Source organism: Priestia sp. 179-F W1.4 NHS (genome assembly GCF_045369295.1).
Classification (GTDB): Bacteria; Bacillota; Bacilli; order Bacillales; family Bacillaceae_H; genus Priestia; species Priestia zanthoxyli.
In genome coordinates this window covers 273888-284761 of the sequence record NZ_JBIQFF010000005.1, presented here as the reverse complement: position 1 = coordinate 284761, position 10874 = coordinate 273888, and the positions used below count along the sequence as shown (strand labels likewise).

General features: G+C 39.3%; 11 protein-coding genes and 7 tRNA genes. 16 read left to right on the top strand and 2 right to left on the bottom strand.

The window, feature by feature from the left end; genetic code table 11:
* The 13 genes from ACH0CI_RS21990 (at position 1) to ACH0CI_RS21930 (ending at position 4546) form a co-directional block, all read left to right on the top strand.
* Positions 1-71 (top strand) — tRNA-Lys (locus tag ACH0CI_RS21990).
* Between the two features lie 9 nt (positions 72-80).
* A tRNA-Arg gene (locus tag ACH0CI_RS21985) sits at positions 81-157 on the top strand.
* A gap of 4 nt (positions 158-161) precedes the next feature.
* Positions 162-235 (top strand) — tRNA-Pro (locus ACH0CI_RS21980).
* A gap of 63 nt (positions 236-298) precedes the next feature.
* A tRNA-Ser gene (locus tag ACH0CI_RS21975) sits at positions 299-391 on the top strand.
* Positions 392-445: 54 nt separating this feature from the next.
* Positions 446-519: transfer RNA gene (locus ACH0CI_RS21970), tRNA-Trp, on the top strand.
* Positions 520-542: 23 nt separating this feature from the next.
* Positions 543-619: transfer RNA gene (locus ACH0CI_RS21965), tRNA-Ile, on the top strand.
* 39 nt (positions 620-658) lie between these two features.
* Positions 659-730: transfer RNA gene (locus ACH0CI_RS21960), tRNA-Glu, on the top strand.
* Positions 731-941: 211 nt separating this feature from the next.
* Positions 942-1289 carry a hypothetical protein gene (locus ACH0CI_RS21955; protein ID WP_025753676.1) on the top strand — a complete coding sequence of 116 codons (348 nt, stop codon included), beginning with the start codon at positions 942-944 and terminating at the stop codon, positions 1287-1289.
* A gap of 48 nt (positions 1290-1337) precedes the next feature.
* Entirely contained in the window at positions 1338-1544 is a 207-nt protein-coding gene (locus ACH0CI_RS21950; RefSeq protein ID WP_016766132.1) for a hypothetical protein, read from the top strand.
* A gap of 94 nt (positions 1545-1638) precedes the next feature.
* Complete coding sequence (locus ACH0CI_RS21945) at positions 1639-2049, top strand: hypothetical protein (RefSeq protein ID WP_050690599.1); 411 nt, start codon at positions 1639-1641, stop codon at positions 2047-2049.
* A 453-nt stretch (positions 2050-2502) separates the two neighbouring features.
* Complete coding sequence (locus ACH0CI_RS21940; protein WP_013083544.1) at positions 2503-2781, top strand: hypothetical protein; 279 nt, start codon at positions 2503-2505, stop codon at positions 2779-2781.
* A 255-nt stretch (positions 2782-3036) separates the two neighbouring features.
* Positions 3037-4038, top strand: coding sequence for a DUF3231 family protein (locus ACH0CI_RS21935; protein ID WP_335708057.1), 1002 nt, complete (start codon positions 3037-3039; stop codon positions 4036-4038).
* A gap of 160 nt (positions 4039-4198) precedes the next feature.
* On the top strand, positions 4199-4546 hold the full coding sequence (locus tag ACH0CI_RS21930) for a DUF805 domain-containing protein (RefSeq protein ID WP_335708056.1): 348 nt from the start codon (positions 4199-4201) through the stop codon (positions 4544-4546).
* Between the two features lie 32 nt (positions 4547-4578).
* On the opposite strand, the gene ACH0CI_RS21925 is transcribed toward ACH0CI_RS21930, so the two are convergent.
* Together ACH0CI_RS21925 and ahlS are read right to left on the bottom strand one after the other, a co-directional pair.
* Positions 4579-5763 (bottom strand): iron-containing alcohol dehydrogenase, encoded by a 1185-nt coding sequence (locus tag ACH0CI_RS21925; RefSeq protein ID WP_406902268.1) that lies wholly within the window; start codon positions 5761-5763, stop codon positions 4579-4581.
* Positions 5764-5818: 55 nt separating this feature from the next.
* Complete coding sequence (ahlS, locus tag ACH0CI_RS21920) at positions 5819-6667, bottom strand: AhlS family quorum-quenching N-acyl homoserine lactonase (protein ID WP_098999503.1); 849 nt, start codon at positions 6665-6667, stop codon at positions 5819-5821.
* Positions 6668-6988: 321 nt separating this feature from the next.
* Between ahlS and ACH0CI_RS21915 the strand changes: the two genes are divergently transcribed.
* From ACH0CI_RS21915 to ACH0CI_RS21905, 3 genes are all read left to right on the top strand, one after another.
* A complete protein-coding gene (locus ACH0CI_RS21915) occupies positions 6989-8377 on the top strand; it encodes a sigma-54 interaction domain-containing protein (RefSeq protein ID WP_098999504.1) in 1389 nt (462 codons plus the stop codon).
* Positions 8374-9471: a sugar diacid recognition domain-containing protein gene (locus ACH0CI_RS21910; RefSeq protein WP_033579321.1), complete on the top strand. Its 1098-nt coding sequence runs from the start codon at positions 8374-8376 to the stop codon at positions 9469-9471. Before ACH0CI_RS21915 ends, ACH0CI_RS21910 begins: the two co-directional genes overlap by 4 nt.
* A 126-nt stretch (positions 9472-9597) precedes the next feature.
* Complete coding sequence (locus ACH0CI_RS21905) at positions 9598-10866, top strand: GntP family permease (RefSeq protein WP_057235837.1); 1269 nt, start codon at positions 9598-9600, stop codon at positions 10864-10866.
* Positions 10867-10874 lie beyond the last annotated feature (8 nt).

Here is a 10874-nt window from a genome sequence, read left to right as displayed (position 1 = left end):
GCCATTAGCTCAGTTGGTAGAGCATCTGACTTTTAATCAGAGGGTCGAAGGTTCGAGTCCTTCATGGCTCATTTTAAGAAGCGCCCGTAGCTCAATTGCATAGAGCGTTTGACTACGGATCAAAAGGTTAGGGGTTCGACTCCTCTCGGGCGCGCCATAAACGGGAAGTAGCTCAGCTTGGTAGAGCACTTGGTTTGGGACCAAGGGGTCGCAGGTTCGAATCCTGTCTTCCCGATCAGAAGTATCATAGGACCTTAGTTTAGTTGTTTAGAGTAGAAGGTTCATCAGTTATAATATCGGAGGAATACCCAAGTCCGGCTGAAGGGATCGGTCTTGAAAACCGCCAGGGGTGTCAAAGCCCGCGGGGGTTCGAATCCCTCTTCCTCCTCCATTTATTTTTATCATCATCGCGGGTTCAATTTCCGTCATGACTGCTACTTTTTATAGGGGCATAGTTTAAAGGTAGAACTACGGTCTCCAAAACCGTCAGTGTGGGTTCAATTCCTACTGCCCCTGCCATTTTAGATACATATGAGGATTATGGGCCTATAGCTCAGCTGGTTAGAGCGCACGCCTGATAAGCGTGAGGTCGGTGGTTCGAGTCCACTTAGGCCCACCAGTATAACAAACAGTTAAGTTAAACTTAAAAAACAATCACGGCCCGTTGGTCAAGTGGTTAAGACACCGCCCTTTCACGGCGGTAACACGGGTTCGAATCCCGTACGGGTCATCGAAAGAGCAGTTTGCATTTGCAAACTGCTCTTTTATTTATGTTAGATAACTACAGATTTTGATTGAGACTGTATAAAATTCTAATGTGAAAACTTCAAAATTTTTGAGTCTAATCTCTGAAATTTGAACATAACGATACTAGTACTTTAAGAATAACACTAGGATAACGTGCTATAATGGATAAAACTGAATACTAGGGGTAATGAATAATGGAGGAATTAAAGCGAAAAAACCAAGGTGCTGCGGAACTAGACGAAAAGGGCTTTAAGTGGATGCGTTTCGTCAGCTTCTTTATGATTGTGAACCTCATTTTCACCGTAGCTTTAGTAGCAGTTGTTCTAATAGTTCCACAAATTCAAGAAACTTTTCAATGGGTAGCATTTGGTGTATATGGGTTTACAGTTCTTTATCTCATCTTTATGCGTGAAGTAGCCTTTAAAAAGACATATGGTTCTTTAGCAGTTTGGATGCGTACTGTGTGGAATTTTAGTTTTATTGCTAGTGCGTTTGGGGCCATTAGCATGTTTATAGGGAACACTCACTGGACTTTATTTTAAAGGAATCTGTCTTCTTGTGTTGAAAGTGAAAGTAAGGGAGGAATTTATATGAATCCATATGAACAATTACAATTAAACAAAGAAGTAGAAGCGATTGCTAAACAACGAATTGAAATTCATAAACAGCGAATAAAGCTATCTGAAGAGTTAGAACAAGACTTTGATAATACAGAGCTCCAAAATAAAATTATTGAGTTAGAAGAAGAAAGTCAAAAACTAAAGAAAAAGAGTGAAGCTTTACAAGCTAACTATTAAACATCCTTTCAGGGTGTTTTTTTAATAATGTTATAATAATAAAGGAGTTGGTACTATCACCATACAAAATCTTATTGACTCAAAAGATTTAGAATTGCCATTTGTTTTTTATTATGACGGGGATTTCGTACGTCAATCAATTAAAAATGGAACGAACATACTAGAAAGATATGATTACGTCGGAGAAGTTGAATTAGAATTACTTCAAGAAACTGGATTTATTGAAATTTGTATAGAGGGTTATGGTGGGATGAGAATAGGTGATAAAATTGATGTCTCTGTTGGTAATTTAGAAACTAAAAATGTTACCGAACCATTTGTTTTAGAAAAACTTGATAAGCGATTTTATTTTTTAATACCCTTTCATCCTTATTGGGTGAGTACAATGGAAGATGGGGGTATCCTCATCTCATATTCCATAAAAAGTGTACTAAATATGACTACTTATAGTTCTGAAACAGTACGCTTTCATAAAGATATTCTATCTAGCTCAACTGTTTATTAAAATAAACGTATGAGCTTAATCTATTGCTTGTCAATATGCCGCTAGATATGTATCTTTTAGAAAAAATAAAATAATTTACTGAAATAGTCTTTATATAGAGCAGAACAAGCAGATTCTTAACTATTAAGAGCCTGCTTGTTTTACTTTATACCTAGCATTAGATTCTTTAAATTCTCTTTCTGGCTTAAAGGCTGGAGACTTTGTAGCATCAATAAATTCAACTTTATTCGTATCTAAATACCTTATTCCTTACTATGTATAGTCTGTGTAGACAAAAAATATATCATAGTTTTCTTATAAGGATCGAACGTAAGTTCTTTTAAAAGCATAATGCATCTGCTAGAAAACTCTAAAAAAGTTAACATTGCATGTTTCGTTTCCTTTTTATTAGGGAACTGGAAATAAAAGAGAGATAAAAAATGATTAAAAATGAGAAGAAGGAGTGTCAAAAAAGTGGTATATAGTCAAGCAGTAAGAAAACCTGAGTTTCAACAAGCGGAATCGGAAGGGTTAAATGAAGCCATTCACGAGTACATAACTCGTCGTACACGTCACAATGCACCGGTTGTGGATGCGCTTCGATATATTATGACCATTGAACATAAACATGAACGCATGCAGGTAGCAGCAGAACTGTTCGGATCAGCTATTCAGCGTGTAAAAGATCAAGATATTATTCAATATCTAAAAAAATGCGGAAGCTACAAAAGAATTTCTGATACGATGGAATAAAAACGTTTTCTTTGAAAAAGCGCCTTTAATGAGAGGGGGCTTTTTTTGTTTCCTCCATTTAAAAGCGAGGGTAAATACATAGAATTCTTCCAATTTGTGCATAGTAAATGAAGCAGAATTAATTGAGGAAGAGACAGAGTTGTGTATCTGACTGCGGGGACGAATGTTAAGGTCTAAAATAAAGTCTTTATTACAGATACCCACTCTTGAATAAATGAAGATTTACGTATGTATCCCTAGCAGGAGGTTTAGTGCATGAGTCAAGAAATACCGTTAAGTTCAAGTGAAATTGCTACTCTTTGGATGACCTATCAGCAAAAGACAATGGTCCGAAGAATCTTAGAATATTTTATTGCACACGCAGAAGATGACCGAGCAAAAGAAATTATGCAAGATACGCATATGCAAGTGGTGAACTACATTGAAGATATCAAAAAAATTTTACAGAATGAAGGGGCAGCCATACCGGTAGGATACACAGAAAAAGACGTAAATGTCGGTGTTCCTAAGCTTTATGATAAGATGTTTGATATTATGTTTCTTCGCCTTTTAAAAGAAATTAGCATGGGGCTACATACGCTTCATTTAACCATGTCCTACAGAAAAGACATGATTTCACTATATAAAGAGCTTACCGCTTTCACGCAAAGTGGCTATGACAAATGTGTAGATTATCTTCAGGAAAAAAACGTGCTTCCAAGACCTCCAGCTGTTTCAGTACCTAAAACAGTGAAGTTTGCCGAAGGCACAGATTACATGAATGGAATCCATTTGTTTTCGAGTAAACGTGCATTAAATACTGTAGAGGTAGCACATATTTATTACGCTATTGAAAGCAACATTTTGGGCATGCAAATGATCACAGGGTTTGCTCAAGTAGCAAATGAACCTGAAGTGAAGAAGTACTTTGTAAAAGGAAAAGAGCTGGCTAAAAAAGTTGTAAGTGATTATAGCAAAATTCTTCTAGAGAGCGATATCCAGACGCCTGCGACGTGGGGTGCGAAAGCGACCGAGTCAAAAATAGCGCCTTTTTCAGATAAACTAATGATGTACTGCGTGAGTTTATTCTGCAGTTTCGGGCTGGGAAGCAACGCTTTGGGCACCGCGTTTAGTTTACGTGGAGATCTTCCTCTTACACTTGTCAGTACGGCCAAAGACATTTTAACATACGGGCAAGACGGGGGAAAAATCATGGCCAAAAACGGATGGCTTGAGGAACCGCCAAGTATGGAAGACCGAAATGATTTGATTAAATAGAAAAAGCATAATATATGAAGAAGACTTCTTTTTTTAAAGAAGTTTTTTCTTTTGGATAAAAAATGTCGTTATTTGTTCGTTGAACGGTTTGTTTTTTGAATAAAAAGGATATATAAACTATAAATTTACAATTATATGATAAAAAAGGAGGATGTTGCAGTTGAAATGGTACATAAAGGTGTTAAAAAATTACGGGGTATTTTCTGGTCGAGCAAGCCGAACTGAATACTGGATGTTTGTTTTAGTTAACTTTGTTATTTCATTTATTCTGTCTTTCATACAGTTCGTTATTGATAAGCCTCTTTTTCTGCCTATAATCTACTCGTTATTGATTGCAGTCCCTTCGTTAGCTGTAGGAGCAAGAAGACTCCACGATACGGGAAAAAGCGGATGGTGGCAGCTCATTACATTAGTTCCACTCATTGGCGGTATTTGGCTAATTGTTTTATTCTGTCAGCCTAGTGACCCTAAAGAGAACCGTTTTGGTACAACGGCTAAAGCAGCATAAATAGAACTCCCCCTTACACAAGGGGGAGTTTTTTAGTGCACAGGTTCTACTATAGCACCATCATACGCCGATTGGTAAATAGCTCGTATGTCTTTTTCATGAAGAGGCAAAGGACTGCGAGCGAGAATTCGTTTTTGCTGGACGCCATCTTCTGTCAGCTTTTGAAGGGCACTTTCTGGAATATCAAATCCGCGAAGGGTTTGAGGAATGCCTACGTCTTTGACAAGTGACTGCAGCTGTTTTACACACTGATAAGAAGCTTCTTCTGTTGATAAAGAGTTAGCGTTTCCGCCTAGTGCTTCAAAAATATCTCGCATCTTTTCCACACAGCTGCTGCGTATGTAACCCATCACATATGGAAGCAATACGGCGTTTGATTCACCGTGAGAAATATGAAACTGTCCACCTAACGGATAGGCAAGTGCATGAACACCGGCAACACCAGCGTTAAAAAAAGCAAGTCCCGCTAAATAGCTTCCGTAGCTCATCTGAGTTCGCGCTTCTTTATCTTTGCCATTTTCTACAGCTGTTCGTAAAGAAGAGCCGATCATGCGTATAGCCTTTAGTGCTAAGGCGTCTGTTGCTGGATTTGCATTTACTGATATATAAGCTTCAACGGCATGAGTTAATGCATCAACCCCTGTAGCCGCCGTTACTTTAGGAGGCACGCTCAGCGTAAGCTCGGGATCTACAATCGCGGCGTCCGCAAGCAAGTAGTCGTGGGTCACAACATCTTTTGTGCTTTCAAGAGACAGCACAGAAATATTCGTTACTTCTGAGCCCGTGCCGGAAGTTGTGGGAATTAAAATTTTAGGAAGACCTTTTTTTGAAATTTGTTTTGTACCAGTTAAGTTCAAGTATTCTTCTACAGCTCCGTCGTGAACGGCTAAAACGGCCGTAAGTTTTGCTAAATCTAATGCGCTGCCGCCGCCAACGCCAATGACTAAATCAAATTTTCGGCTTTTTGCGTAGGATACGAGTTTTTCACCGAGTGCTAAAGGCGGCTCTGGTGCCGTATCTGCATATACATCTACTTCGTATCCATTTTTAATGAGGGGAGAACTCACTTTATCCACAAGTCCAATGTCTTTTAACACGGGATCTGTGACAATTAAAATATGAGCAGGGTGATATTTTTTTACTTCCGGAAGCAGTTGCTGAAGTGATCCCCATCCTGTGTAGCTGAGAGGGGTGAAAACTAGTTTTGAAATGGTCATTTGTTTGCCCTCCGATTTATAGAAAATTTTTTTTATATTAAGCAGCTGCTTGATTTCATTCGTAATAACCTTCAGTAGATTTGCGGAACTGCTGAAATTGATTTGCATCGTGGCCAAACCAAACTTGCGAATTAGTTTCGTAGGCTAGACGGCGTATACGTTCAACTGTGTTTGCATATCCAAGAGAGTCGTAGATAATACCGGGTGGTTTAACAGGAGGACCATAGCTCTCAGCTGTATAGATTGTATCAGATGCTAAGATAATGCCACCTGTTTCAGGCAAATGAACATGAAGACCAAGCATACCCCAAGCATGTCCGCTTCCAAAATTCAAGACATTAATTCCTTCTGCCAGTTTGATGGTATCTTCGTTTCGTTTAATCGTTTTCCAACGAAGGTCATTTTTTATCCAGGCGTCAATGTCAGCCCAAATGTAAGCACCTTCTTTTTGATTGCGTGCATAAGACTGAAGAGTGCCGTTTAACTCATCTTCATGAACGATAACAGTGGCGTTAGTGAACAATTCTAAGCAGCCGGCATGATCAAGATGAAGGTGGGAGGCAACAACAAATTTAATTTCTTTAGGGTCAACCCCTAATTGTTCTAATCGATTTGGTAAATAACATTCTTCTGTAGCGGAGTAAGGAAACATTTGTTGAGTTGTTTCAGTCCAACGCCCTTGTGGTCCCATTGATTCAGGGTTGCAGGCTGTATCAAACAGAATTTTCCCTTCAGGATGATCAATTAATACAGTATAAATTGGAAACTCTACAAATTCCGTGGGTGCCTGAGGGTTCTTAACAGTTGCTGGGTTATGCATTGCAAGCATCCAGTTTTTATCCATTTGCATCGAGCCGTTGTCCATCACATAAAGCTTTGGGTTAGGTTTGATAATATTACACATATAATAGCCTCCTAAACGTAGTTGAATTTTTGTTTGCGCTTTCAAAATAGCTTTATACTACATTTACCCTATATGCTGGAGAGAATAATCCTTTTTAAAATGGATAGACTCTTTCCTATTCTTTCAACATACTAAACTGCAATTTTTATGCCAGTATTTGAAAAGTAAATATTAGCGCCGTTTTCCTTGGTTCTTATAACCAAGTGCTGAAAAAATTCACCGCTTTTAGAAGGAAAAAGGCTATTGTGCATTGAATGGTTAGTGGTGAAAAGTTTCACCATATGTTGGCGGGAATTCACCATAAGAAAGGAATGCGAAACAATGACTTCTTTTAAAGGGAAAAAAGATTTGACGAACGAAACGTTACAGGCCATCATTGAATTCTCTACGGACGGAATATATGTAGTAAATAAAAAGGGAATAACGATATATGTAAATGAAGCTTATGAAAAAATCACAGGAACAAATAAACGAGACGTATTAGGAAAGCATATGCAAACCGTTATCGATGAAGGATATATTGATCAATCTGTTTCCCTACTTGTGTTAGTAGAAAAACAGCAGCGCTCTATTATGCAAACTATTTCAAGCGAAAGAGACGTTATGGTAACAGGAAATCCAGTGTTTAACAAACAAGGTGAAATAGAGCTCGTTGTGACCACTGTACAGGATATTACACAGTTAAACGCAGTTAAAAAAGAGCTGTTAAAGGTAAAAGAGTTTTCGCATATGAATGCAAATAAATACGCTGTGAAAGTGAATGGGTCGGAACAGCCCCTAGTGTTTCAAAGCAATAGGATGAACTTAGTTTATCAGCAAGCCAAACGAGTAGCTCCGTTTCCTACAAGTATTCTTCTATCAGGTCCCTCAGGATCCGGAAAAGAAGTAGTCGCTAACCTTATTCACGATTCAAGCGATAGAAACAATCAGCCATTTATTAAAGTGAACTGCGGAGCCATTCCTGAGCCGTTGCTAGAATCGGAGTTGTTCGGCTATGAAAAGGGAGCTTTTACTGGCGCTCGAACAGAAGGGAAAATAGGACTGTTAGAACTCGCTGATGGCGGAACCTTGATGCTTGATGAAATTGGTGAAATGCCGATTTCCTTGCAAGTGAAACTGCTTCGAGTGTTACAGGAAAAGCAGGTACAGAAAATTGGAGGAACTAAAACAAAAAGTATCGATATACGAATCATTTCGGCAACAAATCAACATCTAGGAGAGCTTATTAAAAAGGGGAGGTTTCGTGAAGATTTATACTACCGTTTAAAGGTAGTCGAAATCAGCCTTCCGCCTCTATCTCAACGTAAAGAGGATATCAGTTTACTGGTTGATCATTATGTTTCCTACTTTTGCAGCTTGTATTACGTCCAAAAGCGCATATCAAATAAAGCGAAGCAAGTATTAGAAGCTTACCAATGGCCAGGAAATGTAAGAGAGCTTCGGAATATGGTGGAGAATATGATTGTGTCTATTCCTGGAGAAACAATTGAAGCTCATCATTTACCTTTTCATACTTATCATGAAGATGAAAAATGTGATTATTTACCTCTAAAAAAGAAAGTGGAGCAGTTTGAACAGCGACTCGTTAAAGAGACTATTCAACATTGTCCATCACTCCGGCAGGCAGCGAAAGAATTAGGTATCGATCATTCTACTTTGATAAAGAAACTAAAAAGATGGGAATGTAAAGAAAGAGAGGAGCAGGCTTGAGATATGTAACAAAAGAATTAGCTCAGAAAATTGTCGGTAGAACAATGGAGATTATTGATTGCAACATTAACGTGATGAACGAAAAAGGAGTCATTATTGGTTCTGGTGACAAAAAGCGAATGGACCAAATTCACGAAGGAGCGCTAATGGTATTAAAAAGCGGCAGTTCTTACGAAATTACTCAGCAGCAGGCTGACTCGCTGCGCGGAGCCAAACCGGGCGTGAATTTGCCTATTTTCTTTAACGGAGAAATTGTTGGAGTCGTGGGATTAACAGGACTGCCAGAACAGATTCGTAATTACGGAGAGCTTGTGCGTATGGCTGCTGAAATGATTTTTCAAGAAATGATTTTAATAGAGGAAATTCAGTGGGATGAACGATTAAAAGAAGAGGTGGTTCATCAGCTTCTTCAACAAGAAGAGCCGCTGGATTCCTTATTTTTTGAACGAGCGAATCGGTTTAATATTAACTTATACCTTCCAAGAATGGCACTAATTATTAAAGCTGAAAATCGCCATGAAGTTATGAAGGTTGTAAAGAAATACATAGCTAATAATGATCTATACGCTATGCTTCCAGACGGAGTGGTTTTATTGAAATCTATAGAAGCGGGCAGCGCTAGCAGCTATGCTGAACAGCTGGAAAAACAGCTTCGTGCGTCTGGTATGGTGTGTAAGTTATCTGCAGGATCTGTTCAAGCTGACTTTAAAGGCCTTCATGTATCGTATCAGCAGGCGAAAGATACGCTTGCTGTTGGTTCAAAGCTTCATCCAGAAGCTGATTTCTACAGCTATTCGGATTATCAAATTCCCGTACTGTTACGTCAACGCGCCGGTTTTCAAGAAAATCATGATCTGTTGCAATACTATGAAAAGCTTAAGGAATATGATAAGAAAAAAGAGCTTATCGAAACGTTAACGATCTACATAGAAGAAAATGGCGAAGGAAGCACGGCAGCTAAAAAGCTTTTTATTCATCGGAATACGCTAAGCTACCGTCTAGATAAAATTCAAGATATCACGGGAAAAGATCCAAGGAAAGTAAAAGACCTTCTCGAACTGTATGTAGCGCTACTGCTATCTAAAATTTCATAATTGTGCACGTGCATAAAAGATCTTGCGATAGCAAGGTCTCTTTTTGTTGAAGTGACTAATGAAAGAATTAAAGGTAGCGCTTACAATTAGCACTGGGGATAGAAGAAATAAGAAAGGGGATGCTTTATGGACGTTCAAGTAAGCGCATTAGGCGCTATTTGTGCATTAGTAATTGCTATTATATTAATCTTAAAGAAAGTGGCTCCAGCATACGGAATGATAGCCGGAGCTTTAATTGGAGGACTGATTGGCGGAGTTAATATCGCTGATACCGTTAATTTAATGATTGAAGGGGCACAAGGCATCATTCCCGCAGTACTGCGGATTCTTGCAGCCGGTATATTGGCCGGGGTATTAATAGAATCAGGTGCTGCAGCGGTTATAGCAGAAACCATTGTAAAAAAACTAGGGGAAACAAAAGCGCTTTTAGCTCTAGCGCTAGCCACACTCATTCTTACGACAGTAGGTGTGTTTGTGGATGTGGCTGTCATCACAGTGGCGCCTATTGCTTTAGCCATTGCTAAACGTACGGGTATGTCAAAGCCTGCTATTTTACTGGCAATGATTGGAGGAGGAAAGGCAGGAAATTTAATGTCTCCTAATCCTAACGCTATTGCTGCTTCGGATGCATTCAATATTCCGCTTACATCCGTGATGGCTGCAGGAATCATTCCCGCTGTATTTGGCGTAGCGGTCACTTATCTAGTAGCCAAACGATTAGTGAAAAAAGGAACAATGGTTCAAGCTGAAGAAATAGATACAGTGGATGCAAGCAGCTTGCCGCTGTTTTTAACGGCTATCATAGCACCAATTGTTACCATCGTGCTGCTGGCGCTGCGCCCGCTTTTTGATCTTAATATTGATCCAATGGTTGCGCTTCCTGCAGGAGGTATTGTTGGTGCCATTGTGATGAAAAAAGGAAAACAGCTTAATACATATGCTATTTCTGGATTAGGGAAAATGTCAGGGGTAGCCATTATGCTTCTCGGAACAGGGACATTAGCAGGTATTATTGCTAACTCTCAGCTAAAAGACGTTATTATTCAAGGCTTGTCTGCCATTGGATTGCCCGCTTATGTTTTAGCTCCGGTTTCAGGTATTTTTATGTCAGCGGCAACCGCTTCGACAACGGCAGGAACAGCAGTCGCAAGCCAAGTTTTTGGCTCGACGATTTTAGAGCTGGGCGTTTCTGCTTTAGCCGGAGCTGCTATGGTTCATGCTGGAGCGACCGTACTTGATCACCTCCCCCACGGAAGCTTTTTCCACGCAACGGGCGGAAGTGTAAACATGAAAATAAAAGAACGTTTAAAATTAATCCCTTACGAATCGCTGATTGGACTCATTATGGCAATTGTATCCACGCTTATATTTGGTGTATTAAAGCTATACGGGTAAAAACAAAA

Excerpts from the sequence above, each read along its gene's own strand:
- ACH0CI_RS21955 (WP_025753676.1), top strand. The coding sequence starts at position 942 with ATGGAGGAATTAAAGCGAAAAAACCAAGGTGCTGCGGAACTAGACGAA.
- ACH0CI_RS21950 (WP_016766132.1), top strand. The coding sequence starts at position 1,338 with ATGAATCCATATGAACAATTACAATTAAACAAAGAAGTAGAAGCGATT.
- ACH0CI_RS21935 (WP_335708057.1), top strand. The coding sequence starts at position 3,037 with ATGAGTCAAGAAATACCGTTAAGTTCAAGTGAAATTGCTACTCTTTGG.
- ACH0CI_RS21925 (WP_406902268.1), bottom strand. The coding sequence starts at position 5,763 with ATGACCATTTCAAAACTAGTTTTCACCCCTCTCAGCTACACAGGATGG.
- ahlS (WP_098999503.1), bottom strand. The coding sequence starts at position 6,667 with ATGTGTAATATTATCAAACCTAACCCAAAGCTTTATGTGATGGACAAC.
- ACH0CI_RS21915 (WP_098999504.1), top strand. The coding sequence starts at position 6,989 with ATGACTTCTTTTAAAGGGAAAAAAGATTTGACGAACGAAACGTTACAG.
- ACH0CI_RS21905 (WP_057235837.1), top strand. The coding sequence starts at position 9,598 with ATGGACGTTCAAGTAAGCGCATTAGGCGCTATTTGTGCATTAGTAATT.